Source organism: Myxococcus sp. MISCRS1 (assembly GCF_026626605.1).
GTDB lineage: Bacteria > Myxococcota > Myxococcia > Myxococcales > Myxococcaceae > Myxococcus > Myxococcus fulvus.
Genome location: NZ_JAPNKB010000001.1, coordinates 995,913 through 1,020,908, shown reverse-complemented (window position 1 = coordinate 1,020,908; position 24,996 = coordinate 995,913). Strand labels below are relative to the sequence as shown.

At 67.7% G+C, this 24,996-nt stretch carries 21 protein-coding genes, 1 tRNA gene and 5 pseudogenes; 11 read left to right on the top strand and 16 right to left on the bottom strand.

What is annotated here, in order from left to right; translation table 11 throughout:
• Nucleotides 1-3 precede the first annotated feature (3 nt).
• From OWM54_RS03790 to OWM54_RS03775, 4 genes are all read right to left on the bottom strand, one after another.
• Complete coding sequence (locus OWM54_RS03790) at nt 4-1,521, bottom strand: 3'-5' exoribonuclease YhaM family protein (protein WP_267696652.1); 1,518 nt, start codon at nt 1,519-1,521, stop codon at nt 4-6.
• A 50-nt stretch (nt 1,522-1,571) separates the two neighbouring features.
• Complete coding sequence (locus OWM54_RS03785) at nt 1,572-2,711, bottom strand: class I SAM-dependent rRNA methyltransferase (RefSeq protein WP_223746898.1); 1,140 nt, start codon at nt 2,709-2,711, stop codon at nt 1,572-1,574.
• Between the two features lie 113 nt (nt 2,712-2,824).
• Entirely contained in the window at nt 2,825-3,193 is a 369-nt protein-coding gene (locus OWM54_RS03780; RefSeq protein WP_141323166.1) for a hypothetical protein, read from the bottom strand.
• 33 nt (nt 3,194-3,226) lie between these two features.
• Nucleotides 3,227-4,822 carry an NAD(P)/FAD-dependent oxidoreductase gene (locus tag OWM54_RS03775; protein WP_267701085.1) on the bottom strand — a complete coding sequence of 532 codons (1,596 nt, stop codon included), beginning with the start codon at nt 4,820-4,822 and terminating at the stop codon, nt 3,227-3,229.
• 331 nt (nt 4,823-5,153) lie between these two features.
• Between OWM54_RS03775 and OWM54_RS03770 the strand changes: the two genes are divergently transcribed.
• The gene (locus OWM54_RS03770) at nt 5,154-5,357 is read left to right on the top strand and encodes a hypothetical protein (RefSeq protein WP_174816750.1); all 204 of its coding nucleotides are present in this window, start codon (nt 5,154-5,156) and stop codon (nt 5,355-5,357) included.
• 107 nt (nt 5,358-5,464) lie between these two features.
• On the opposite strand, the gene OWM54_RS03765 is transcribed toward OWM54_RS03770, so the two are convergent.
• Complete coding sequence (locus OWM54_RS03765; protein WP_141323168.1) at nt 5,465-6,148, bottom strand: diacylglycerol kinase family protein; 684 nt, start codon at nt 6,146-6,148, stop codon at nt 5,465-5,467.
• A 78-nt stretch (nt 6,149-6,226) separates the two neighbouring features.
• Between OWM54_RS03765 and OWM54_RS03760 the strand changes: the two genes are divergently transcribed.
• The 6 genes from OWM54_RS03760 to OWM54_RS03735 all read left to right on the top strand — a co-directional run bounded on the left by OWM54_RS03760 (nt 6,227) and on the right by OWM54_RS03735 (nt 12,928).
• On the top strand, nt 6,227-9,094 hold the full coding sequence (locus tag OWM54_RS03760; protein ID WP_267696651.1) for an N-acetylmuramoyl-L-alanine amidase: 2,868 nt from the start codon (nt 6,227-6,229) through the stop codon (nt 9,092-9,094).
• A 103-nt stretch (nt 9,095-9,197) separates the two neighbouring features.
• Complete coding sequence (gene gap, locus OWM54_RS03755; RefSeq protein ID WP_141323170.1) at nt 9,198-10,208, top strand: type I glyceraldehyde-3-phosphate dehydrogenase; 1,011 nt, start codon at nt 9,198-9,200, stop codon at nt 10,206-10,208.
• A 27-nt stretch (nt 10,209-10,235) separates the two neighbouring features.
• A complete protein-coding gene (locus OWM54_RS03750; protein WP_223746901.1) occupies nt 10,236-11,423 on the top strand; it encodes a phosphoglycerate kinase in 1,188 nt (395 codons plus the stop codon).
• Between the two features lie 57 nt (nt 11,424-11,480).
• Complete coding sequence (gene tpiA / locus OWM54_RS03745) at nt 11,481-12,254, top strand: triose-phosphate isomerase (protein WP_046713063.1); 774 nt, start codon at nt 11,481-11,483, stop codon at nt 12,252-12,254.
• A gap of 87 nt (nt 12,255-12,341) precedes the next feature.
• Nucleotides 12,342-12,758 carry a preprotein translocase subunit SecG gene (gene secG, locus OWM54_RS03740; protein ID WP_046713064.1) on the top strand — a complete coding sequence of 139 codons (417 nt, stop codon included), beginning with the start codon at nt 12,342-12,344 and terminating at the stop codon, nt 12,756-12,758.
• A gap of 88 nt (nt 12,759-12,846) precedes the next feature.
• Nucleotides 12,847-12,928, top strand: a tRNA-Leu gene (locus tag OWM54_RS03735).
• 227 nt (nt 12,929-13,155) lie between these two features.
• Here OWM54_RS03735 and OWM54_RS03730 read toward each other — a convergent pair.
• The 3 genes and pseudogenes from OWM54_RS03730 to OWM54_RS43350 form a co-directional block, all read right to left on the bottom strand.
• Nucleotides 13,156-13,622, bottom strand: a pseudogene (locus OWM54_RS03730) (IS3 family transposase); the annotation flags it as partial.
• A gap of 82 nt (nt 13,623-13,704) precedes the next feature.
• Nucleotides 13,705-13,965, bottom strand: coding sequence for an ATP-binding protein (locus OWM54_RS43210; protein WP_324289045.1), 261 nt, complete (start codon nt 13,963-13,965; stop codon nt 13,705-13,707).
• Between the two features lie 31 nt (nt 13,966-13,996).
• Nucleotides 13,997-14,422: pseudogene (locus OWM54_RS43350) on the bottom strand (ATP-binding protein); the annotation flags it as partial.
• On the opposite strand from OWM54_RS43350, the pseudogene OWM54_RS03720 reads away from it, so the two are divergent.
• A pseudogene (locus tag OWM54_RS03720) lies at nt 14,405-14,869 on the top strand (transposase); the annotation flags it as partial. The pseudogenes OWM54_RS43350 and OWM54_RS03720 sit on opposite strands and share 18 nt — an antisense overlap.
• A gap of 21 nt (nt 14,870-14,890) precedes the next feature.
• Here OWM54_RS03720 and istA read toward each other — a convergent pair.
• The 5 genes and pseudogenes from istA to OWM54_RS03700 form a co-directional block, all read right to left on the bottom strand.
• Nucleotides 14,891-15,925 (bottom strand): annotated as a pseudogene (istA, locus tag OWM54_RS03715) (IS21 family transposase); the annotation flags it as partial.
• Nucleotides 15,900-17,378 (bottom strand): IS66 family transposase, encoded by a 1,479-nt coding sequence (gene tnpC / locus OWM54_RS03710; protein ID WP_267696650.1) that lies wholly within the window; start codon nt 17,376-17,378, stop codon nt 15,900-15,902. The pseudogene istA and the gene tnpC, both read right to left, overlap by 26 nt.
• Nucleotides 17,379-17,464: 86 nt before the next feature.
• Nucleotides 17,465-17,776, bottom strand: a pseudogene (tnpB, locus tag OWM54_RS43345) (IS66 family insertion sequence element accessory protein TnpB); the annotation flags it as partial.
• Entirely contained in the window at nt 17,776-18,111 is a 336-nt protein-coding gene (gene tnpA, locus OWM54_RS03705; RefSeq protein WP_267696649.1) for an IS66 family insertion sequence element accessory protein TnpA, read from the bottom strand. The pseudogene tnpB and the gene tnpA, both read right to left, overlap by 1 nt.
• A 729-nt stretch (nt 18,112-18,840) precedes the next feature.
• Complete coding sequence (locus OWM54_RS03700; protein WP_267696648.1) at nt 18,841-19,245, bottom strand: transposase; 405 nt, start codon at nt 19,243-19,245, stop codon at nt 18,841-18,843.
• Nucleotides 19,246-19,357: 112 nt separating this feature from the next.
• Here OWM54_RS03700 and OWM54_RS03695 point away from each other — a divergent pair, with 112 nt between their 5' ends.
• Together OWM54_RS03695 and OWM54_RS03690 are read left to right on the top strand one after the other, a co-directional pair.
• A complete protein-coding gene (locus OWM54_RS03695; RefSeq protein ID WP_267696647.1) occupies nt 19,358-20,407 on the top strand; it encodes a protein kinase domain-containing protein in 1,050 nt (349 codons plus the stop codon).
• Complete coding sequence (locus OWM54_RS03690) at nt 20,404-21,894, top strand: hypothetical protein (protein ID WP_267696646.1); 1,491 nt, start codon at nt 20,404-20,406, stop codon at nt 21,892-21,894. The genes OWM54_RS03695 and OWM54_RS03690 overlap by 4 nt, the downstream gene beginning before the upstream one ends.
• A gap of 229 nt (nt 21,895-22,123) precedes the next feature.
• Here OWM54_RS03690 and OWM54_RS03685 read toward each other — a convergent pair whose 3' ends face one another.
• Nucleotides 22,124-22,936 (bottom strand): hypothetical protein, encoded by an 813-nt coding sequence (locus tag OWM54_RS03685; RefSeq protein WP_267696645.1) that lies wholly within the window; start codon nt 22,934-22,936, stop codon nt 22,124-22,126.
• Between the two features lie 822 nt (nt 22,937-23,758).
• Here OWM54_RS03685 and OWM54_RS43340 point away from each other — a divergent pair.
• Nucleotides 23,759-24,061, top strand: coding sequence for a transposase family protein (locus OWM54_RS43340; RefSeq protein ID WP_420715312.1), 303 nt, complete (start codon nt 23,759-23,761; stop codon nt 24,059-24,061).
• Here the strand turns inward: OWM54_RS43340 and OWM54_RS03680 are convergent.
• Together OWM54_RS03680 and OWM54_RS03675 are read right to left on the bottom strand one after the other, a co-directional pair.
• Nucleotides 24,023-24,415: a hypothetical protein gene (locus OWM54_RS03680; protein WP_267696644.1), complete on the bottom strand. Its 393-nt coding sequence runs from the start codon at nt 24,413-24,415 to the stop codon at nt 24,023-24,025. The genes OWM54_RS43340 and OWM54_RS03680 overlap by 39 nt on opposite strands.
• 381 nt (nt 24,416-24,796) lie before the next feature.
• Entirely contained in the window at nt 24,797-24,934 is a 138-nt protein-coding gene (locus tag OWM54_RS03675) for a hypothetical protein (RefSeq protein WP_223785987.1), read from the bottom strand.
• Nucleotides 24,935-24,996 lie beyond the last annotated feature (62 nt).

The window sequence follows — 24,996 nt, the reverse complement described above, 5'->3', positions numbered from 1 at the left end:
GACTCAGCTTTCCGACGAACCCTCGCCACTCTTGTCGCCCGAGAGCGTCGTCAGCGCGCTGAAGGGCTTGAAGGTCAGCTCCTTCGGCAGGCTGTTCGGATCCCTCGGCGGACGCGGCGGACGCTCCTCGCGGGGCGCGCGCTGCTCGTCCCGGGCGCGCTCCTCGCGCGGCGGACGGTCCTCGCGGGGAGGCCGGTCCTCGCGAGGCGGCCGCTCGCGGCGGGGAGGACGCTGCTGCGGCTGCTGCTCCTCACGCGCCACCACCGGCGCGCCGCCCTCCTGCGAAGGGGCCTGCTGCTGCGGAGCCTTGTCGCCCCGGTTCTTGCGCTTCTCCTCGCGCGACTTGCGGCGGCCACCGCCACCACCGCCGCCACCCTCGACGGGGCCGCGGCCGCGCACGGTGGGCAGGGGGCCCTTCCAGAGCTGCCGGTCGTAGTGGCGCAGCACGTCCGTCCACTTCTCGTTCGAGTCGCGCTGCATGGCCTCCAGCCACGAGGCGATGCGCGAGTCGAGCGAGTCGAGCGCGTGGACGATGTGCGCCTCGATGGTCATCGGCACCTTGGGGCTGCCGTACTCCAGCTGCCCGTGGTGCGAGATGGCCAGGTGCGTGAGGTGGTTCTCGAGCAGCGGCGGGAAGCCGGGGATGGACAGCGTCTTCTCGCGGATCTTCTGGGCCGTCATCACCAAGTGGCCCACGAGCTTGCCCTCGTCGGTGTAGTCGAAGCCCTTGTCCGGCGAGATTTCGGCCACCTTCATCACGTCGTGCAGGAACGCGCCCGCCAGCAGCAGGTCCCGGTCCGCCATGGGGTAGTGGTCCGCCACCCGCAGGGTCAGCCGCATCACCGACAGCAGGTGCTCGGCCAGGCCGCCGCGCCACGCGTGGTGCATGCCCTTGGCGGCCGGCGCCACCGGCAGCCCCGCGGACACCTGCGGGTCGTCCAGGAACGCAATCAGGAGCTGCTTCACGAACGGATCGTTGATGCGCTCGTTGATGAGCTCGCGGATGAGGCCCGCGGCCCGGGCGCCACCGCCGCCGTCGTGACGGGGCTCGCTCTTCTCGCTCTTCTCACCCTTGTCGGCCTTCTCGGCGCGCGGCTCGGCGGCGGGCTTCGCCTCCGGGGCGGCCTTGGCCTCGGCGGGAGGCGCCGGGGGCGGCTCGAACTCCTTGGGGTCCAGGGGCTCGGGGTCCAGGCGCTCCAGGCCCTCCACCACCACCTGCGTGCGGCCGTGGAACTGGATGACGTTGCCCTGGACGAGCACGAAGTCGCCGGACTGGAAGGACGGCTCGAGCACGTCGACCTTGTCGAACACGCGCGCGTCCACCTCGCCGCTCTTGTCGACGAGCGTCAGGGCCAGGAACACCTTGCCGCTGCGGGCCGTCACCTTCTCCTTCTTGGTGACGCGGAAGACGGTGTGGACGCGGTCCTTCTCACGCAGGTCGGCCGCGTACACCTTGCGGACGGTCTCGACGGAATCCGCCGGGGTGGAGGTCGCGGTCTGGGGGGCGTTTTCGTTGGTCATCGCGGGCGCGGACACTAGCACTCCCCACGGCGGAGCGGTGCTTTCCCGCGTCAGCTCACCTCCAGCGCCACCGTGTCCAGGTACTCCGCGCCGGGGGAGCCCACCAGCGTCGGGTGGTCCGGAGGCAGTCCGGGCCGGGCCAGCCGGGTGGCGATTCGCGCCTCCGCCTCGCACGCGGTGGCCACCAGCTCGTCGAAGCCGCCGAACGCCAGGGGTGGGTGATAGCCGACCACCATCAGCCGGCCCCCATGCCGGGTGCGTCGCAGCGCGTACCGCAGGTGCTCCACGAACTCCTCCTCGGTCGCCACCCGGAGTGTGTCCAGCAGCACCAGGTCGAAGGTCTCCCGCACCGCGCGCAGGGCCTGCAGCGCGGTGCCCTTCTCCACCAGCACGCGCCCCAGAAGCCCGTTCGCCTCGGCGTTCTCGCGCGCCAGGTCCGCCGCGTCCGCGTCCGCGTCGAAGGCGAGGATGTGCCGCGCCCCGTGCAGGCCCGCGTGCACGAACAGCCCGCCCACGTTGCAGGCGGCGTCCAGCACCCGGCCATCCCAGGCCATGCGGCCCACCACGCGGCGCAGCTCCCGCTGGTCATAGGCGTAGCCCGTGCCCTGGCCGTACGTGAGGTCCACGGTGAACCTGGCGCCCAGCTCCAGCAGCCGGCACCAGCGGGGTGGGGTGCCGTAGAGGACATGGGGGCGCTGGGTGGACAGTCCCAGGGCTTTCCTGCGCGGGGAGTCGTTGCGCAGCAGCACCGAGCTGGCCCCCGTCACCTCCACCAGCGCGCGGGTGATGTCCTGGTGCCGGGCGTCCATGGAGCGCGTCAGCGTCTGCACCACGAAGTGGGTGTCGTACCGGTCCACGATGAGGCCGGGCAGACCGTCCCCGTCATCGTTCACCACCCGGCAGAAGCGCGGGTCGTCCACCATGCGGCCCCGGCGCTCGAAGGCGCGGCGCAGGTGGCGCGGAATCAGCCCCTCCACCGCCTCGTCCGGCATGCCCAGCCGCCGCACCGCGAGCGAGGCCTCCAGGTCCACGTCCCCCAGCCCGAGCACCGCGCCGTCCTCGTCCCGCAGCTGCACGGGCTCGCCGGGTTGGGGCGTTCCCTCCATGGAGACGATGTCCTCCCGGCGCAACCAGGGGGCTCCATGGCGCAGTCGGCGGGCGGCATCTTTGGACAGGTAGGTGCTGAGCAAGTGCGTCCTCCCCTCTCGCGTGGCTGACTTCCAGCGGACAAGATGGGCCGTGCGCTTGCCGATGTCGGCGGGCGTCGGGCCCTCCGGCTGGAGAGCAGGGGAGGAGGCGGGCCTCAGGCCTGGGGCGGAGGCCGCTTGAAGGCCTTGAACGTCACCCGCGTGAGCAGCGAGCTGACCACCAGGGCCAGGACGATTCCCAGGATGCGCAGGTGCCAGGAGTCGCGCAGCACCAGCGACAGGGCCAGCGCGCCCACCAGCACCGCGCCCGCCACCGTGAGCCACTGGCCCCGCGCCGCCAGCCCCGAGGACGGCGACTTCGCGCGCGCGAGCACCGGCAGGCTGCCCGCCTTGCGCCACGTCTGGGAGGTCTCCTCCCGCACCTCGTCATCGGCGTCCACCAGGCCCTGGACGTAGGCGCGCTCCACGTCCAGGAGGCTGGGGTAGGTCAGCTCACCATCCGGAGTGCGCACGACGTAACGCATGGCAGGGCTCCCTCTCTGGGGCGCGGGCGTGGCTCACGCCAGCTCGGTGGCAATCTGCTCCGCGACGCGCAATCCATCAATGGCCGACGAGACGATGCCGCCCGCATAGCCGCACCCCTCGCCCGCGGGGTACAGGCCCTTGCAGGACACCGACTGCAGGTCCTCGCCGCGGGTGATTCGCACGGGGGACGACGTGCGGCTCTCGATGCCGATGAGCTTGCCCTCGTCGCTGATGAAGCCGCGCATCTTCCGGTCGAAGGTCTTCAGCGCCTGCTTGAGGGACGTGGTGAGCCGCTCCGGGAACAGCCGGTTCAGGTCCACGTGCGCAAGGCCCGGACGGTAGCTGGTGCCGCCCGGGTCCTTCTTCACGCGCCCGGCCAGGTAGTCCGGAATCGTCTGCGCGGGGGCGAAGAACTTCCCGCCGCCCAGCTCGTACGCCTTCTGCTCCCAGTGCCGCTGGAACTGCAAACCAGCCAACGGTCCGTGGAAGCCCTCGCGCTCGAAGTCCGCCACGGAGACGGAGACGACGATGCCCGCGTTGGCGTAGCGCGCGTTGCGGCGCGAGTTGCTCATGCCATTGGTGCACTGCAGCCCGTCCTCGGTGGGCGTGGGCACCACGATTCCGCCCGGGCACATGCAGAACGAGTAGACGCCGCGCACCTCGCCGTCGACGTCCAGGTTCTCCGCGAGCTTGTAGTCGGCGGGGGGCAGCTTCGGGTTCTTCGCGGCGCTGCCGTACTGGATGCCGTTGATGAGCGTCTGCGGGTGCTCGGCGCGGAAGCCCAGCGCGAAGGGCTTGGCCTCCACGCTGACGCGGCCGTCGGCGGCGAAGCGCTCGTACAGCTCCCGCGCGGAGTTGCCGGGGGCCAGGATGACGCGGTCGCTCTCCAGCGTGCGCCCGTCCGCGAGCTTCACGCCCGCGACGCGGCCGTCCTTGTAGACGAGGTCGTCCACGCGCTGGCCGAAGTGCACCTCGCAGCCGCCGGCGATGAGCTCCTCGCGCAGCTTCGCCACCGCGCCCGGCAGCAGGTCCGAGCCGATGTGCGGCTTGCCCTCGACCAGGATGGCGTCCGGCGCGCCGTAGCGGGCGAAGGCCTCGATGACCTTGCGCACCATGGGGTGGTTGATGCGCGTGGACAGCTTGCCGTCCGTGTACGCGCCGGCGCCGCCCTCCCCGAAGTTCATGTTGCTCTCCGGGTCCAACGTGCCGTCGCGCATCAGCTTCGCCACGTCCTTGCGCCGCGCCACCACCTCGCGTCCCCGCTCGATGAGGATGCTCTTCACGCCGCGCTCCAGCAGCCCCAGCGCGGCGAACAACCCCGCGGGGCCCGTGCCGATGATGATGGGCCACTGCTCGGGCGGCTTCACCGACGTCAGCGGCTCGGGGGGCGGCGGCGCCTCGCCCACGTCCGGCGGCAGCTGCCTGGGCTTGCGCCCCGGCGCCATCTCCACCTCCAGCGTGTAGATGTAGCGCGGGCTGCCCTTCTTGCGCGCATCCAGCACGGAGCGCACCACCCGCACGGAGGCCAGGTCGGAGCGGGTGACGCCCAGCTTCTCCGCGGCCCGCTGACCGAGCAGCTCCTCCGGCTCGTCCAGCCACAGCCCGATGTTGTTCACCCGATACGCCATTGCCATTCGCTCCTGGTGGGGGGCGCGTTCTGCTCCACCCCGCTGAAAGATTGCAAGCACTTGAAACCACGAGGGGCTCGAGGCCGCGGAACGGGTGCGTACCTCGTGATGCACCCGGCCATCCAGTTCCCTCGGGGGTTCCCCCGGGTGCGTAGCCCCCTTCGCACCCCGATTCACCCCATGCCGACCCTCACGGCTCTTCAACCCCTGGGAACTGCTGGTGAATCCGTTTGGAAGAGAACGACTGGCACGGGGGTTGAAGAACAAGGCTCGAGTGATTAGCCGGCGGCCCTCGTTGTTCGCGCCGCCCCCAAATTTGGAGGCATTGACTGTGAGCACCGATCAAAAGGGCACCCGGATCCTGGCGCGCACCTTCTTCAACCAGCTTCGCGCCAGCGGCTACACGCCGCACCAGGTCATCGGTATCGCCACGGAGCTGCTCGATCTGGTGACCTCGGACCTGAAGGAAGGCGACAAGGCCGTCGCCGTGCCTGCGTCCCCGGAGCAGGGCTCCGAGTGGCGTCAGCGCGCCTGAGCGTGCGAGACTCACCCCAAGCGACCCTCGGCGGGTGAGCGAGCTCCGGACGGGTTCCGGGGCTCCCGCCCCCTGAGGTGGTGGTGGACCGGCGTCAGCCGGTTTTTTTATGTCCGGTTGACCGCCGAATCGCCCGCTGGCGCCCCTGGAGAGCCCGCTTCGCGTCGGCGGGTGTAGGCCGCCGAGCCCGCGACGAAGAGCAGCCCCGCCGTCATCGCGGTGAACACGGTGCTGGCCGTGTACTGGGCCAGGAACGCGAGCAGCACGCCGCCCGCCACGAAGGCGCCCACGTCCACGCCGACGGGCCTTCGCTGGGGCAGCACCAGCACCACCACGCACGCCGTCAAGGGCAGGCCGAGCGCCACCTGGCGGACGATGGCGTCGGTGCTTGTGCGCACCGTCTCCCAGTTGTGCACGAGGATGGCGGCGAAGATGACCACCGTGCCCAGCGCGAGCACCAGCACGCCCGCGGCGGCCGCGTCCTTGGTGAGCCGGGCCTTCTCGTCGAACTGCTGGACGGCCAGGTCCACCAGGTGCTCCAGCGCGCTGTTCAGGATTTCCGCGAAGAAGATGAGCAGCACGCAGAAGATGAGCGTGACCTTCTCGGCGAGCCCCAGGGGGATGCCGCTGCCCACCAGCCCCACCAGCACGGCGGAGATGAGGTGCAGGCGCATGTTGCGCTGGTACACGACGGTGTGGATGAGGCCCGCCCAGGCATGGCCGAACGAGGCGAGGAACCCCGAGCCGCGACGGGGAGGGAAGGTAGGAGGTGGCCGGGCAGGTACGGTCATCGGAACCTGAAGGGACGGGCAGGCTAGCACTCACGGGTCCGATTGCCGTGGAGATGTGAATGGGTAAGGTCGGCGGCCATGAGCACCGACTTCTTCCGGGCGCGTCCAGGTGGCGTGCTGCTGGCCCTCCTGTTGACCTCCACCCTCGCCGCCGCCCAGGCCCCCGTGCACACCCACGAGGGCGAAGTGGGCGCCTGTGGCCTGGAGCCCCCGGACGCGGTGTACCTGCCGGCGCCGACCCGCCGCGCGCACGAGGCGAGGAAGCTGAGCGCCTCCGACGCCCCCGTGGTGCGGCGCGAGCAGCGGGACGGCTCGACGAAGGCCTCGCTCGCGGGGGTGCCCCAGACGCGGACGCGGGCGGGCGCGCTGTCCGGGAAGGTCATCTACCTGAGCCCCGGCCACGGCTTCTACCGGGCGCCCACGCTGTCGCGCTGGGCCACGCAGCGGCCCAACACGTGGGCGGTGGTGGAGGACCTCATCTCCGCCGAGGTGGTGAACCAGTACCTGTTGCCCATGTTGATGGGCGCGGGCGCCACGGTGGTGCCGGTGCGCGAGGCGGACCTGAACTCGCGCATGGTCATCGTGGACGATGGCGCCGCGGGCTACTCGGAGGCGGGGGACACGGGGCTGTTCCGCGCGACGGAGCAGAAGGGTTGGGCGACGCCTGCCTTCCCCATGGGCAACGGCGTGGAGCCCTTCACGCAGGGCACCACGCGGGAGCTGCTCACCACGCAGACGTCCACGGCCACGGCCACGTGGGCTCCCGTGGTGCCCGCGGACGGCAACTACCACGTGTACGTCTCCTATGGCGCGGCGCCCACGCGCACCGAGAACGCGCACTACGTCGTGCGCCACGCGGGCGGCGAGAGCCACTTCCGCGTCAACCAGCGCCGCCACGGCGGGACGTGGGTGCTCCTGGGCCGCTTCTTCTTCAAGGCGAACGCGGGGCCGGAGCGCGCTGCGGTGGTGCTGATGAACGACGCGGAGGAGGGCGCCACGGTGTCGGTGGACGCGGTGCGCTTCGGCGGAGGCTCGGGCGTCATCGGCGACGCGCAGATGGCCGCGCTGTCGCGTCCCCGCTACGAGGAGGCCGCGCGCTACCACGTGCAGTTCAGCGGCGCGCCCGCGACGGTGTACGCGCCCACCGGAGCCAACGCCATCGCCAACGAGCGCAACGCGGACGTGACGGCCCGCGCGCGCTTCGCCGCGTGGCTGCACGAGGAGGGGGAGGACGCGGTGTACGTGGCCTGGCACACCAACGCCTCCACCACCGGCAACGTGGTGGGCACCGAGGCCTATGTCTACGGGCCGAACCCGGTGGACGGCACGCTCAACTTCACCGGCGTGCCCGGCAGCGACGTGCTGGGGCGGGCGCTGTTGGACGAACTGGGCACGGACCTCAAGCGCGAGGTCGACCCGACGTGGCGCGTGCGCAACCTGCGCTCGGCGAACCTGGGCGAGGTCAACCCCATGCACAACCCGGAGATGCCGTCGGTGCTGCTGGAGATCGCGTACCACGACGCGGTGGCGGACTCGAACCGGCTGAAGGAGCCGGCGTTCCGCCGCGTCGCCGCGCGCGCCATCCTCCAGGGCCTCATCAAGTACTACGCCGCGCGGGACGGCGTGGCGGTGACGCTGCCGCCCGAGGCCCCCGACGCGGTGGTGGCGCGCAACGTCTCGGCCGGCACGGTGGAGGTGCGCTGGGCCGCGCCCCAGGCCAGCCCGGACGAGGAGGGGCGCGATGCGCCCACCGCGTACCGCGTCTACCAGAGCGAGGACGGCCAGGCCTGGGACGACGGCACCGAGGTGTCAGGGACGAGCCTGAGCGTGCCGCTGGCGGCGGGCGTCTCGCGCTACTTCCGCGTCGCGGCGGTGAGCGCGGGCGGCGAGGGCTTCCCGTCCGCCATCGTCGGCGTGCGCTCGGGGGACGCGCCCCCGGCGCTGGTGGTCAACGCCTTCGAGCGGCTGGACTCCGCGCTGGCGTGCGGCGAGGCGCTGGACGCGTATGACCTGGAGGCCCCGCTGCGGGTGCTCCTGGAGACGATGAACGACGGCACGTACGTGCGCCGCCACGGGGACGCGATGAGCCAGTCGGGCGTGGCCTTCGACAGCGCGACGAGCGGGGCGGTGGCGGCGGGGCTGGTGTCCGTCGGAGCGGGCTACCGGGTGGTGGACTGGTTCACCGGGCGGGGTGGCGCTGCCGGCGCCGGACTGACGCGCGCCGAACAGGATACGCTGCGCGCGTATGTGATGGGCGGTGGACATCTGCTGCTGTCGGGCAGCCAGGTGGCGTCCGCCCTGTCGGTGGGGGACGCGGACGACAAGGCCTTCCTCACGGACATCCTCCGGGCTTCGGTGGGGACCGGCGCGCCGCCTCGGAGCGTGGAGGGAGTGCCGGGAGACTTCCTGGCGGATTGGACGGGCGTGACCCTGGACGACGGCACCCGGGGCGCCTATCCGGTGGGGTCCACCGATTTGCTCATCCCGGCCTCGGGCGGCTCGGCGGTGGTGCGGTACGCGGGGACGGAGCTGGGGGCGGGGGTGTTCTCCATGCCCGCGGGGCAGGTGCTGCTGTTGGGGGTCCCCTTCGAGGCGGTGGTGGACCGGGCGGCGCGGGCGCGGCTGTTGTCCGCGTTCCTGGTGCGCGCGGGCTTCCCCGCGCCGGGCTCGCCGCCCGTCGGGGATTCCGGCGAGACGGGGCCCGGCCTGTTGAGCGGGTGCGTGGCGCCGCGCGGGGTGAACCCGCATCCTCCCGAGGAGCCCGAGCCTCCCGAGCCCCCCGAGCCCATCGTCCTGGACGTGCTGCCGCAGTTCTACCATCCGCTGGGCGACTCGGGCTGCGGCTGCGGGGCCGGCGGGGGAACGGGCGCGGGGCTGTGGCTGTTGGTCGGGGTGATTGTTCAGCTTCGACGCGCGCGCCGTCGCACGAGCGACCTGAAGCGTTGACTCAGCGGGGCCGCGTGCCTACGGTCGGCGGCCCTCGTTTTCTGACGTGAAAACCGTTCGTGGGCGCGCCTTTCGCGCCCACCTCTTCTAAGGAGACACGCACATGGCCACTCGCATCGCCATCAACGGGTTTGGACGCATCGGTCGCTGCATCCTCCGCGCCGCGCTCAGCCGCAAGGAAGACCTGGAGATCGTCGCCATCAACGACCTGGACAAGCCCGCCGCCCTGGCGCACCTGTTCAAGTACGACTCCGTGCACCGCACCTGGCCGGGTGAGGTGAAGGCGACGGACAAGGGCATCGTGGTGGACGGCAAGGAGATCATCGTCACCGCGGAGAAGGACCCCACGGCGCTGCCCTGGAAGAGCCTGAACGTGGACGTGGTGCTCGAGTGCACCGGCCGCTTCACCGGCCGCGAGGGCGCCGAGAAGCACCTGAAGGCGGGCGCCAAGAAGGTCCTCATCTCCGCGCCGGCCAAGGGCCCGGACCTGACCATCGCCTACGGCATCAACCACGGCGAGTACGACGCGTCCAAGCACCACATCATCTCCAACGCCTCGTGCACCACCAACTGCCTGGCGCCCATCGCCAAGGTGCTGGTGGACAACTTCGGCATCGAGAAGGGCCTGATGACGACGGTGCACAGCTACACCAACGACCAGCGCATCCTGGACCTCACGCACGAGGACATGCGCCGCGCCCGCGCCGCCGCGCTCTCCATGATTCCCACCAGCACCGGCGCCGCGAAGGCCATCGGCGAGGTGATTCCGCAGCTCAAGGGCAAGATGCACGGCCTGGCCGTCCGCGTCCCCACGCCGAACGTGTCCCTGGTGGACCTGACGGTGAACACCGAGAAGAAGATCACCCAGGAGGCCGTGGTGGAGGCCTACCGCGCGGCCGCCGCCGGCCCGCTCAAGGGCATCCTGGAGTTCAGCGACGCGCAGACGGTGTCGGTGGACTACAACGGCAACCCGCACTCGGCCATCTTCGACTCCACCAACTGCTTCGTGATGGGCGACAACATGCTGAAGGTCATGGCCTGGTACGACAACGAGTGGGGCTTCTCCAACCGCATGGTCGACACGGCGAAGTTCCTCGTGTCGAAGGGCGTGTAGTCCGTTTCCGGTCCAGGGAGAGCCAAGATGATCCGCTACATCGACGAGCTGCAACTCACGGGCAAGCGCACCTTCATCCGCGTGGACTTCAACGTCCCGCTCGACGGCCGGAAGGTGACGGACGACACCCGCATCCGTGAGGCGCTGCCCACCATCCGCCGCGCGCTGGAATTGGGCGGCAAGGTCATCCTGGCCTCCCACCTGGGACGTCCGAAGGGACCGGACCCCAAGCTGTCGCTCGAGCCGGTCGCCGTGCGGCTGGCCGACCTGCTCGGCGGCAAGCACGAGGTCATCCTCACGGATGACTGCGTGGGCGACGGCGTGAAGAAGCAGGTGAAGGAGCTGAAGGAGGGGCAGGTGGTGGTGCTGGAGAACCTGCGCTTCCACAAGGAGGAGGAGGCCAACGACGAGGCCTTCGCGCGCGAGCTGGCCGCGCTGGCGGACGTCTACGTCAACGACGCCTTCGGCACCGCGCACCGCGCCCATGCCTCCACGGCGGGCATGGTGCCCTTCGTGAAGGAGAAGGCGGCGGGCCTCCTGATGAAGAAGGAGATCGAGTACCTGGGCCGCGTGCTGAAGACGCCGGAGAAGCCCTTCGTGGCCATCCTGGGTGGCTCGAAGGTGAGCGACAAGATCAAGGTCATCGAGAACCTGCTGCCCAAGGTGGACGCGCTCCTGGTGGGCGGGGCGATGGCGTACACGTTCCTGAAGGCGCAGGGCGTGGAGGTGGGCAAGTCCCGCGTCGAGGAGGACAAGCTGTCCTTGGCCACGCGCCTGCTCGAGGCGGCGCACCGGCTGAAGACGCCCATCGTCCTCCCGGTGGACCACATCGTCGGCACCGAGCCGACGGAGAAGAGCTCCGCGCAGGAGACGCCGGACAACGCGGTGCCCAAGGACATGATGGGCCTGGACATCGGTCCGAAGACGCGCTCGCTGTTCACGCAGCACATCCGCGACGCGCGCACGGTGGTGTGGAACGGGCCCATGGGCTTGTTCGAGGTGGCGAAGTTCGCCGAGGGCACGCGCTCGGTGGGCACGGCCATGGCGAACAACAAGCAGGCCATCACCGTGATTGGCGGCGGGGACAGCGCGGCGGCCGTGGAGCAGATGGGGCTGGCGGAGCAGCTCAGCCACGTGTCCACGGGCGGCGGGGCCTCGTTGGAGTTCCTGGAAGGCCGCGAGCTTCCGGGCATCAAGGCGCTGGAGACGCGGTAGTCTCCGTCGCGCCCAAGCAGCAGCACCACCACATCCACAGCGCTGGGGGAGTGACACATGGCCGTCTCGTCTCGACGTCGGAAGATCGTCGCCGGCAACTGGAAGATGAACAAGACGGTGCCGGAGGCCCTGGCGCTGGTCCGTGAGCTGCGGGGGGCGGTGACCTCCGTGGGGGATGTGGTGGAGGTGGTGGTGGCGCCGACGTACCTGGCGCTGCAGGCGGTGCACGTCGCGCTGGAGGGCGCGCCGTTGCAGCTGGCGGCGCAGAACTGCCACTGGGAGTCGTCGGGGGCGTTCACCGGCGAGGTGTCCGCGCCGATGCTGGCGGAGCTCGGGTGTGCCTACGTCATCGTGGGGCACTCGGAGCGCCGGCAGCTGTTCGGCGAGACGGACGAGACGGTGAACAAGAAGGCCAAGGCGGTGCTGGCCGCGAAGATGACGCCCATCCTCTGCGTGGGCGAGACGCTGGCGGAGCGCGAGGCGAACCGGACGTTGGAGGTGGTGGAGCGCCAGGTCCGGGGAGGGCTGGAGGGCTTCGAGGCGAAGGACGTGGCGGGCTTCGTGCTGGCGTACGAGCCGGTGTGGGCGATTGGGACGGGGCGCAACGCGACGTCGGCGCAGGCGCAGGAGGTCCACGCGGCCATCCGGGCGCTGGTGGGCCGGCTGTACGGCGAACAGACGGCCGCCCAGGTGCGCATCCAGTACGGCGGCAGTGTGAAGCCGGATAACGCCGCGGAATTGCTGGGGCAGCCGGACGTGGACGGGGCGCTGGTGGGGGGGGCGAGCCTGAAGGTCGGCGATTTCGCGGCCATCATCCAGGCGGCCCGGTAGGGTAGTGCGCGCGATTTGGTGCTATCGGCGCACTGTTTTCTGCAATAAGGTGCGCCCTCTTTTCACGGAACGTTCGGAAAACTCCACATGCTGACCTTCGTCACGATCGTGCACGTCCTCGTGTGCGTGTTCATGATCTTCGTCATCCTGCTGCAGCCGGGTAAGGACGCTGGCATGGGCTCGGCCCTCGGCGGCGGCGCGGCCACGAGTGCCTTTGGTGGTCGTGGCGCGGTGACCTTCCTGAGCAAGCTCACCGGCGTGTGCGCGGCGATGTTCTTCTTCACGTCGCTGGGCCTGTCCTTCGTCGGCCTGAAGTCCTCGGTGGCGGCGGGCGGTTCCATCGCGGCGCCCGCTCCGGCGGCTCCCGCGGCGCCGGCTCCTGCGGCGGGTGAGACGTCGTCTCCGGCGGGTCAGCAGGCGGCCCCTGGGACGGTGGAGCAGCCGCGCGGTGAGGCGGCTCCGGCCGAGGGCCAGCAGGCCCCCGCGCCGACCCCGGCTCCCTGAGGGGCCGGTTGAAACAAATCGGAGCACGCAGCGGTTAGAATCTCGTTGCGTGATCCGAAGCGGTCCTGTAGATGGTCCGCGCAGCAACGCCCAGGTGGTGGAACTGGTAGACACACCATCTTGAGGGGGTGGCGCCGAAAGGTGTGCGGGTTCGAATCCCGCCCTGGGCAACCCGAAAGAGCCTCCAAGTCCCTAGGACTTGGGGGCTTTTTCATTTTCAGCCGATGGCGTCCTGTTCATGTGCCCCCAATGTGCCCCTCGCGGGGCTGTCGAGAGCCTTCACGGCTTCATGTTGGCTGCCAGGGCTCCAGCGTGCGTGCCGCATCATCCTGTCGAGCGTGGCGTGAGCGTCACCCGCTTCGGCGGGCAGGTCGGCTACGCTGCCTACCTCTTCACCTCAGCCGTGCTCGTACTCGGCGGGATTGACATAACCGAGTGAGGAGTGACGGCGCCTGCGGTTGTTGAGCACCGCCATGTACTCGAACAGCGCGAGCTTCGCCTCCGCGCGTCCGGAAGCTACGTGTATGGACCAGTTCGATCTTCGGGCTGCTGAAGAAATTCTCCTCAGTCTCCTCCACGGCGTTGTCCCAGCAATTGCCCTTGCGGCTCATCGAGCAGGTGACGCCACTCTGCGCCAGACGCGCTCGGTAATCATCACTGGCGTCCCCTATCGGAGTGGTACAGCGCATGGGCCTTGTGCGCCGCGAACACCATGTCGAGAGCCGAGAAGTCCAGGTGCCAGTCAATACGCTCTGTCATGCTCCAGCCCACGACGCGGCGACTGAAGAGGTCCAGCACCATTGCCAAGTAAAGCCATCCCTCGGCGGTCCACACGTAGGTGATGTCGCCTGCCCAAGTGTAGTTGGCCTCAATGGTCAGGTGAAAACCGGCCAAAGAGGGTCCCGTCAAAACCGGCCAAAGAGAGAGGGCCGAGACAGGGGGACTCCTACCCTGCGGACTCGGCGGACCGCAACTCCATGGCCCCCTTGGTGCGCCAGCTTCGAGGGCCGAATTGGACGACGTGGGCATGGTGCAGAAGCCGGTCGAGCATGGCGGCCACGGCGGCGTTGTCGCCCAGGAGCTTCCCCCAATCCTCCACGGGCCTGTTGGAGGTGATGAGGGTGGAAGCCTTCTCGTAGCGGCGCATGATGAGCTCGAGCAGGTCCTCTGCGGCGGTTGGCGGGCAGCTTGCGCATGCCGAGGTCATCGATGACGAGCAGCGGGGCGCTGGTGAGCGCATCGAGCTTCTGTCGTCGGGTGCCCTCGAGGCTGGACTCGGCCAGCTCCTCGAGCAGGTGGTGGGCTTCGCGGTAGAGGACGCGGTGGCCCTGGGATTGGATGACGGCGCGGCCGATGGCCTGGGCGATGTGACTCTTGCCGGTGCCCGGAGGGCCGAGGAAGAGCGCGTCCTCGCGCCGCTCCACGAAGCCGCCGGTGGCCAGCTCGAAGACGAGGCGGCGATTCATCTTCTTGTTGAAGTCGAAGTCGAAGCCGTCGAGCGTCTTGCCCGCGTCGCGGAAGGCGCCCTGCTTCAGGCGGCGTTGGATGAAGCTGTCGCTTCGACGTGTCAGCTCGTCGTTGACGAGCGCGGAGAGGAAGTCGAGCGGAGCGAGCTTCTCGGCCTGGGCCTGGAGCAGGCGCGCCTCGAGGGCCTGGTGCTGCACTCGGACAACGGCGGTCCGATGAAGGGCGCCACGCTACTGGCCACCCTCCAGTGGCTGGGCGTCACGCCGTCCTTCAGCCGGCCCCGCGTCTCGGACGACAACGCCTTCTCCGAGGCCCTCTTCCGTACGCTGAAGTACCGCCCCAGCTTTCCCCTGAGGCCCTTCGCCTCCGTCGAGAACGCGCACGACTGGGTGACGCGCTTCGTGGACTGGTACAACACCGAGCACCGACATTCGGCCATCCGATTCGTCACACCCGACGACAGGCACTTCGGCCGCGAGACGGCACTGCTGGCTCGACGCCACGGGGTATACCAACGTGCGCAAGCCCGTCACCCCGAGCGCTGGAGTCGCGGCACGCGCGACTGGTCACCGGTAGGCCCCGTGCGCCTCAACCCCGCGCCCAACCTCATCCTGCCTCTGCAGGAAGTGAGGGACGCCGGCTGAAACCTCTCACGCGACAACTACCTTGACGCTCACCGGACGCACGTGGAGACTGTCCCACTGCACGTGCAGCTTGCGGCCGATGTGGCCCGGGGGCACCGAGTAGTACGCGCCCTCCACCTCGACGTGCCCGTCCAGGTGCACCACGCGCTCGCCGAAGGCGTAGTACCGGAAGGGCTCCACCGGCAGGGGCAGCAGCTTCGGGCACTCCTCGCTGAACATGGCCGCCACCTGGCGCTTGGTGGTGCCGTGGATGCGGGTGTCCGCCCACCGCGCCTCCCACGCGTCGAGGTAGGCCTGTGCGTCCTGCAGGGACTCGAAGCGCAGGCCTTTGAGCGGCGTGCGCTGCGCGTGCCCCACCGCCGACTCCACCTTGCCCTTCCTGTCCGGGGGGCGGACCCGGGCTGGCAGGGCCGTGGCGCCGTAGTGGGCCAGCACGTCGCGGAAGAGGGGATTGAGAGCCGGCTCGTACACGTCCGCCGCCAGCACGCCCTCTCGCAGGTTGTCCAGCACCACCGTGCGCGCCACACCTCCCAGCCGGCGGAACGCCTCCTCGTGCAACTGCGCCCACGTCCGGCTGGAAGACTTCCAGCACAACAGCCTCACCGACTTGCGGCTGTAGCCCAGCGTCAGGACGAACATGCGCGTGCGCCGGTACTTCCCCGTCTCCGGGTGGCGCACCATGGGCCCCTCCCCGTAGTCCACCTGCGCTTCCTCTCCGGGCGCCGTGTGGATGACGGCCTTGGCCTCCGGGCCCTGGCTGTCCCTCAGCGTGCGCACGAAGCGACGCACGCTGATGTAGCTGCCCGTGTAGCCCTGCGTGTCGACGAGCTCCTCGTAGACGGCGCGTGCGTTGCGGCCCACCTCCAGTCGCTGCTGCACCAGGTCCACGTACGGGGCGACGATGCTCGCCCTCAGGTGTCTGACAGCCGCGCGTAACCGACCGACGGGCGGCGTTCGAAGGGTGCACCCTTCCGTTCGCGCCGCGTGATAGCCGCGCACCGAGTTCTTCGACGCCGAGGCCTGCGTGACTTCAGGAGGAGTCTGGCGAGGAGGCAGAGGCCGGTTGCCAGCGGTGCGGCAGCAACTCGTCCAGGCGTGACGCGGGGTGGCTGCCCAGGCGCATCAGCACGTCGGCGAGGTACGCCTCGGGGTTGACGCCGTTGGCCTCGCACGTGGCGACCAGGGAACTCAGCCCCGCCAGGTTGCGACCTGCCTCGTCATTGCCGACGAAGAGATAGTTCTTCCTGCCCAGGGCCATGGCGCGTAGCGCTCGCTCCGCGGCGTTGTTGTCGAGAGGCAGGCTGGGGCACTCCACAAATCGCGTCAGGGCGTCCCATTGTCCCTTCGTGTAGCGAAGGGCCATGCCCAGAGGACTCTTCGGCGGGTGGAGTGGAAGCTGTTCATCCACCCACGTGGCCAGTTGCTCGAGGACACGCGCGCTGGTCGTGCGGCGAGCGTGGAGGTGCGCCTGCGTGCCGAGCGTCCCCGCCTCTCGGGCCGAGTGCTCGACGTGGTACAGCGCGAGGATGAAGTCGAGCGCCGTCCTGGACTCGGGGGCGGTGGGCAGGGCGTCGAAGAATTTGCGGCGCACGTGAGCCCAGCAGCCCACGCGGACCCGCCCCTCCGGCAACGTCACGCGGTTGTAGCCCGTATAGCCATCCACCAGCAGGTAGCCCTGGGTTCCTCCGAGGACGTCCATGGGCGTCACGCCGGAGCGACTGGCGCTGTGGACGTAGGCGATGAGCTCGTCGGTGCGGAATGTCCAGACGTATGCCCGGCGCGCCTTGCCCTCGTCCAGCACGCGTTGGGGCGTCTCGTCGGCGTGCACCAGACGGGCCTCTGCCACCAGGGCCAAGAGGCGCTCGCCGAGCGGCGCCGTGGCTCGGCCCACCTCGTGGAAGATGTCGCACAGCGTGGTGCGCGCGATGGGCATGCCCGCTCGTGCGAGGGCCTTGGCCTGGCGATACAGCGGAATCGAGTCGCAGCACTTCGCCGTCACCACGTGCGCCAGCAAGCCCGGGCCGTACCGGCCCTGCTCAATGGCCTTCGGCGCGGGCGCGGTGACAATGCCCGCACCGCACGGGCAGGCGAGTGTCTCTCGCAGGTGGACCTGCCGCTCCACGTGCGCGGGCACATACTCGAGGAGCTCGGTGCGCTTGCCGGGGCCCAGCGGCTTGAGCTCCGTGCCGCCGCAGGACGGACACCGCCGGGCCTCGTCGGGAACACGGTGGTGAATCACCCTCTCGGGCAGTGTCGCGCGCGCCTCGCGCTTGAGGCGCCTCTCCTTCAGCGTCGCTTCCCGCGACCTGAGGGGCGCGCCCGGGGCCTTGCGCAGCTCGTCCTCGACACGGGGGAGCTTCTCGCTCTTCTTGCCGAAGACGGTGCGCTGGAGGAGCGCGAGCTGGGATTCGATGCTGCCCATGCGCTGCTTGAGGGTGAGGTTCTCCCGCTCGAGCCCTTCGGCTCGCTCACGCCACTCGCACTGGTGCGTCTGGGAGAGCGCTGCCATCTGTCTGGGAGAACCAGCCCACCCGTGGCGGGCATTGCCTCGGCACCGGGGGGCGGCGCCCACTTGCCTGCTCTGCGGACGTGCGTGACGTCGATTCCGTCCAGCAGCATGGACAACTGGGTGGCGTCCAACTGCACTCCCAACGCGTCCCCGACGAAGGCAGGCAGGCGGAAGCGGCCCTGCTCCAAGCGCTTGTAGGTGAGGACGAAGCCGCCCGCGTCCCAGGAGAGAATCTTCACCTTGTCCCCTCGCCGCGAGACGAAGACGAAGAGGTGGCCGGCGTAGAGGTTCTCTTTCCACTCGGCACGCACAATCGCCGCCAGCCCATCGATGCTGTTCCTCATGTCGGCGGGCTCACGTGCCAGCAGGATTCGCACCGCCCGGGGCAACAGCAGCATCAGCCGAGCACCGCCACCAGGTGCGCGAGGTACTCGGCCTGCGTGCCCTCCGGGAAGCGCAGGAGGAGCCCGCGCGGCAGCGCCACCTCGAGCAGCAGTCCTTCTCGGACTCGCGGCGCGGGGGATGCGACCACCTCCACGGGAAGAAACGCGGCTCGCGGACGGCCTGCCGTCTCGGACCGCCGGACCGGCGTGGCCCGCGACTTCTTGTACCGCCAGTACTGGAAGCCTCCGAGCGAGACCTGGTGCCGGACCGCGAACTCCTTCTGCGTCAGTCCGCTCGCCTCGAACTCCTCCACCAACTGCTTCCACTCATCCGGATTGGGGCGTCTCATGCCCCAGTGAACCGGCGAAGCCACCTCGGCTCAGGACGCCGGCCGTCGGTCGCTTACAGCCGCGCGACTGCGTGGAGCGGCGTCGGGGGTCCCCTCATTGGCCGGTTTTGCTCCCGAGGAGGGCTCCTCGCCCGCGGGACGCACCTCGGTGGTCCCCTCATTGGCCGGTTTTGTCTTGCCCCACCGGCGCGGCGGACGCACTCCCACTCCCGCCGCCTTCAGGTAGCCGCTGGCCGTCTCACGGCGGACCCCCGTCGCCTCCTCGATTCGTCTCAGACTCCAGCCCAACCGACCCAGGGCGATGACCTGCTGCTGCTTCTCGTCGCTCAAGACGTTGCCCATCCCCCAGGCGGACTCCACGTCCTACCCGGGCGTCAACGTCTCGGCCCTCCCCTTTGGCCGCTTTTCAGGGGACCTTCATTGGCCGGTTTTGGGTGACCACTGAGGGTTGGCGATGGAGGCCGGAAGTCACGCGCCACGACGTTGGGATCGACCGGATGGGCGTGCTCGCTGTCGGTGGTCCGCACGAAGGGGCGCCTTTGGCGTGCCGTCAAGCCCTCCTGCCACATGCTCCGCGCGACGCGTTTCTGGGGGACGCGGTGGCCTCGCACGCACAACTCCGTATAGACGCGTGGTGTCGTACGTCCCACGGCTTGCACGATGCACTACCATCACCTCCGCGGTGAGGTGGCGGTCGCCCTTCTCTCTCTGTGACTCGGGCCTCTTTGATTAGGTGTAGTCGCCAGTGCGCGAAACACCGAGCTGGCGGCACATGAAGGCGACTAGCAGCGAGGCCTTCTCCTCGGGGCTGAAGCGGAACTTCACTCCATCTCCTTCACGAAGAAGGCGGCCGTCCTTTTGGAGATCTCGCTCCCGCTTGAGCTGGCGCACTCGTTTGCGCGGCTCGGAGAGTTCCGCGTGCTCCTCGCTTGTGAGAGCGTCCGGCTTGCCGAGGCCCTTGTCCGTCTTAGCCTGTTCTAACCACCTGCGGAAGGCGGTCTCGGTCAGGTCCAAGTCCTTCGCCACTTCCACGACGGACTTGCCCTCCTCCAGCACGAGCTTCACCGCCCCGGCTTTGAATTCCGGGTTGAAGCTACGCCGTCGTCGCCTCTGGTTCTTCTCGCTCTCCGACATCGTACACCCTTCCATCGCATCGAGGGGGGCCGGAAGCGGAGGGCGCTCACTCCTAGAATGGGAGTGAAAGATGAGCTACCTTCGATAGCGTCTCGAATCAGGTGTTTGGGGGATGGAGATGACAGTGCTGGCGCGTAATCTTACAGGGGTCCAGCTCAAGGGTGGGTGGACTGTCAAGACTTTGCTTCCCTTGCCTCTAGGGGCAACGGGCGGGAGTTTTTCTGTAGGGTACTTGGTTGATAATACTGATGGGCGAAAAGGCTTCCTTAAGGCACTGGATTACTCGCGCGCACTCACTGTGCCCGACGTTGCTCGCGCACTGCAGGCGCTAACAACGGCTTACAACTTTGAGCGCGATGTGCTCGATGTGTGTAAGTCAATGCGCATGGATAAGATCGTAACTGCCATAGACTACGGCTCCTATCGCGACCCAAGTCCTGCGGCAATAATACCTGTCGATTATATTATTTTTGCTTTGGCTGACGGCGATATTCGAAAGCACCTGTTGTCTGTAGGTACGATCGAAATGGCATGGAGGCTAAATACCTTGCATCATGTAGCTGTTGGATTGAGCCAGTTGCACAAAGTAAAAATTGCGCATCAAGATCTGAAGCCATCCAATGTGCTGACGTTTGGGCGAAAAGAGGCAAGGATTGCCGATCTGGGCCGCGTTGTGCGTGCGGGCGTGCCCATGCCCCACGACAAGCTCCCTTTTGCTGGGGATCCTGGATACCAGCCGATAGAGTGTCACTATGGCCACTCTCCAGCGGAGTGGGAGCCCCGCAGACTTGGATGTGACCTATACCATCTTGGGAATCTCACCGCCTTTCTTTTTGGGCTGACAAATATTACGGCGGCCATTATTGTTAAGCTTAATGTTTCCCACCGCCCTGGCAGGTGGAGTGGTCTTTATAAGGATGTTGTTCCTTTTTTGAGGCATGCCTTCGAGGAGGTTCTCGTCGACTTCGAAGCCGGCGTAGCTGCAACAGGCTACGCTCACGCAGCAGAGATTGCTCGATTCGTCAGGGAGCAGTGTGAGCCAGACCCTCGCGAGAGAGGCGTTCCAAGACTGCGCGGCGGAAAGGCTCAGTACTCGCTTGAGATATATATATCGCGTCTCAATTATCTTGCTCACCGGGCGGAAACCATGGGGCTGCGATGACTCTTCCTGTTCACGAGAAAAATCGACGAATCCTTCCGCGCTGGCGTGACTTTGATGAAACGCTTGATCAGAGGGAGTTGGCTGGTGAGGGAACTCAGGTTAGGCCGCCTTTGGATGAAGAGTATTTGAATGAAAAGAAAGTAGTTTGGGAGCATGAAAAGACAATTACCGCTGCGGCGGAGTTGATTGGCAGTGCGCTTGTTTATGATAAGATGGCTGCTGGGGTGGAGGCGGCTAGATTTGTGTTGCAGGCACAGTCAGAGAGTCCGCTGCGTTGTATGGCAGAAGATCTGCTTGCCTTGCATGAGGGGGAAGGAAAATCGAGAGAGGTTTTGCTGAATGTGGAGAGAAGTTTTTTTGCAGAGAAGGTCAAGAATCTTAGAATGGCAACTCGCCGAGGGCCCCGAGATCCGATTGCTTGGTTGGATTTGGCGCACGCATACAGTTCTCTGGGCCTGAATGACAAGGCTAGACGCCCACTAGATGCCGCAACGGCACTTGCTCCCTCTAGTAGATTCATTGCTCGTGGAGCCGCTCGTTTCTTTGTACATGTAGGCGAGGCGGAGCGTGCGGCAAAGTGGCTTGGATCTAGAGCCAATCTGGAACTGGACCCATGGATCCTGGCGGCAGAAATCGCAACAACCTCGCTAACGGGGCATACGTCCACGCATGCCCGTTTCGCCATGAAGTCGATCGGGCGGAAGAGTTGGTCTGAGTCTGAGGTTACTGAGCTTGCGAGCGCACTCGGTACATTGGAACTCGAGGCAGGTAATACTAAGGCTGCAAAGAAGCTGTTTCGATTGTCGCTTATGCGTCCCTCCGACAATGCGGTCGCTCAGGCCGAGTGGGCAGAAAGGCGGGGACATGTTTTGCTGCTTGAGGAGAGCGCTTTTGCTACTCCGCGAGCCTTTGAGGCTAGTGCGAAGAGAAATCTGAGTTTGGGTAAGCATGGGAGGGCTCTCGACGATGCTTGGAAATGGCTTAGGGATGAGCCGTTTTCAAGAGAGCCCGCAGCCTTTGGTTCTTATGTTGCCTCGATATTGCTTGAAGACTATGTCGAAGCGGAACGCATGCTGGAAGTCTCACTGGTTGCAAATCCGCGCGACAAATTGCTTCTTAATAATATTGCGTTCACCCTGGCTAGTCGAGGACAGATTAAGAAAGCCGAGTATTTCCTGGGCCGAGCTGCAGGGCCGACTGGTGACGCTAGAATCTCTGCTGTGCTTGTTGCAACGGCTGGTTTGGTGGCATTTCGGCGTGGTAGTCTTGGTGAGGGTCGGGAGTTATATCGGGTTGCGATTGATTTGTTTGAGAGACAGGGGGAGGGGAAGTTTGCGCTGATGGCACGACTATTCTTGGCGCGTGAAGAGCGATTGGCTGGGGTCCTTGGTGCAAATGACGCGCTTGTTGAGTTGCGTGCTAGGTTAAAAGGAAGTCGCGACCCAGACCTTCTCCTGCTGCTACATCGTTTGGAACAGCCATTGTGATCTGTGAACTCCTGGCATTTCCTGGGTTTTCGGGCCACGTGAAGCTTGAGAAAGTGTCCGTCCGGTCAGCGACGTGGCGTGAGCGGTTGCGGGTATGGGTTTCAGTTGGTGGAGACGGTCATCGCGGGGGCGACGGGGTGCGGCTTCGATGACTTGAGCGCGGTGAGGGATGTCTGGGAGAGGGGCCTTGGCCCGCTGTAGACGGACCCAGGCCTTGGGGTGAGAGGGATTACTTGACGCAGTGGGCCCAGCCACGCTTGAAGGGGGAGAGGGCCATCTCCCAGGTGCGGGTGCCGGAGTTGTAGTCGACGCTCACGCCGTCCGAGTAGCTGTCCTGGTTGAAACGGCCGCCGATGCCGGAGAGGAAGCAGGCGACGCCGCCGGGGTTGTAGGCGAGGTCCGTGCTCTGGCCGCCGGAGCCGGAGATCAACTGCCACCCATTGCCGACGCTCTCGGGGATGTCGACGCAGATGGCGCGGGCGCCACCCGCGTCGGCGAGGTCACCCCCGAGGTACCAGTTGAGGCCGTCGTTCCAGACGCGGACGTATTCGGAGGTGGAGTTGAAGGCGCCGGAGGCCTCAACCCGGGTGAGGAAGCAGCGGCGGTCGGCCGTCATGGCGCCCAGGACCTTGGCGGCCTCGCCGTTGGACCAGGAGACCTCGGCGGTGCGGTTGGCGGCGGTATTGACACACCTGACGGTGGTGGAGAGGGCCGCGTCCGCGTTCTGCCTCACGACGATGAGCCACCGGTCCTCGAAGATGTTGACTCCGGCGAAGCTCCGGACTCCGTCGTTGGAGGGGTTCTCCTGGAGGCTGCCGCCGAGAGCGCTGAGGAAGCAGGTGCGGTTGGTGGCCGAGCCGATGGCCGAGGAGGTGAAGGAGATCTCATTGACGCGCCACGTATAGGTGCCGTCGAGGGTGACCTGTTGCGCGGCCTGGCCGGTGGCCTCATCGGCGACCGAGGGCGTCTCGGGTGCGAGGGGCTCACCGCCACAGGCGGCGGTGAGGGTGGCGAGCGGGAGGGCGAGGAGGAGGTTGCGCACGGAGAGACCCGGTCCTTTCAATGACAGCCATGCGCGAGCGGAGCGACCGTCCGCCGAGCATGGCCGAGGGGGCTCCGAGCCGGGACACCGCACCATGCGGCTCCGCGGCACGGAGTGAGCCCGGGTAGAGCAACCCGAATGCCAATGGCCACTCAGAGAGGACGGCCGTGGGGAACGGCAAGGGTTGCCGAGAGGACGGCGGCAAGTCTTGCCACTCCCGGCAGTGATTGCGATGAGGGCCGCTGTGTTTCGAAGGAGGACATCGAGGAGCAGGCAGTGCTGTGCTCAACGCCCGTGGGCATCACTGCGAGCGGGTGTGCCTAAACGTCCTCGAAGGCGGCGCCCGTGACGCGTGCGAATGCCAGGGCGGTCTTGATGGCCTCGGAGACGATGAGACCGGTTGACCATCCCCAGGTGCGGAAGACCCTCGCGCTTCCCACCCTCGTGGGGTCAATCCTCATCCCCGCCACGCTTCGATACGGGCCAACCAACTCAGGCAGCTCGTCCTCGGTGTTGCTGAGCGAAGTGGTTGATGGAGAGCGCGGTCGCGACGAGCGCGTTGGTTGCCGGGAAGGGATGTTGCAGTCCGTGCGGAGTCCAGCAGAGAGCCGGATTCTGGCGCGCCACGCTGCGTGAGGTAATCCACGGGGCCCTGAGAGGACGGGGCGCGGCGGTGTTCGCCAGCTCGCGTGAGAGAAAGGTGACCTGGAGCGTGCGGCAACACGCTCACAGGTCGAGCGCCCCGCTCAACGTGTGAGAGAGAAGCGAGGCCCCCAAGGAGTCGTACGGACGCGCGTCGGCGTCAAGTCCTGGGTTGCGCAGATGCCATCCGTCTCTGCGGTACGTCCGGCGAGCTGCGCCGCGTGCGTCGCGGCGAGCCGCCCTGTGGGAGAGCCGCTGGGGCTTCATGGGCATGGAAGCCGGAGCCGCCAGGTACGTGGGCCACTGGAGGTTGGCGCGTCGCCCGTCCTCGTGGAGTTGCGCGTGCGACGCTACCGCTGCCGTAGGTGTGGCGTGTCGCAGACAGTCGTTCCCTCGCAGGTGCTGGGCAGGAAGCTGTATTCGCTCGCGGCCATCGCCTGGGCCTCAGTGGTCACCCAAAACCGGCCAATGAAGGTCCCCTGAAAAGCGGCCAAAGGGGAGGGCCGAGACGTTGACGCCCGGGTAGGACGTGGAGTCCGCCTGGGGGATGGCCACGTCCTCGGCCCGTACGCCACGCGCCTTGCGCAACTGGCGCACCATCCGCTTCACCGGCGAGGCGCTCGCCGTGAAGTCCTCCACCTCCAGCCGGAGCCTGTCGTGAATGGCTCGCGGCCCCAGTCCTTGGCTCAGCAGCGCCTCTACCCGCTCCTGCCAGGGCACCAGCGAGGACGTCTGCTGCGGTGACACCTTGGACGGCAGGTACTCCTGCACCAGGGCCTTGAGCACTTCCAACTCGGGCACCTCGTCCACGGGGCCTTCCAGTGCGCCGGCCCTCACGAGGGCCGCTCGGTACTCCCTCTCCGTATTCGGACCCATTCCCAACAACCAGGCCACTTCGCGCGCACCCGCCCCCATGCGGTGCAACCGCACCCACTCTCGCAACCTGTCCATGTCGACTCTCCGGTAGCTCATCCGCGCGCGTCCCTGGCCGCACCGCGGGGCGGTGCTCTTGGACTCGCGAAGATGCACGGGATGACTGGCCCGGTAGGCGCTCTCGCCCCCGCCAACTGCGTTTCTTCCAACGGTCTTCAGGGTGGAACGGACCGCCGCCCCGACTGCTCCTGATTGCGGTCCGCTTGGCCGCCCCCGCTACGAACACCTTGGGTGACCCGCCTGCGATCCATTACCCCGGTCCGTTACGCTCGTCGCTGGGACGGGCTACGCGCTCTCCGCCTCGGGGCTTGTCACCTTCGCCGCTGCCCCAGCGGCGGGCGCGGCGCTCACCTTCACCGGGGCCGGCGCGCGGGTACACCGCGTCGTCTGCGAGAGCTGGTCCACCAGCGTGAAGGAACTCAACGCCCACGACGTCAGCGCGGAGTTCCAGGAGGTGGCAGGGTAGGAGCCTCGGGGTGGTAGCT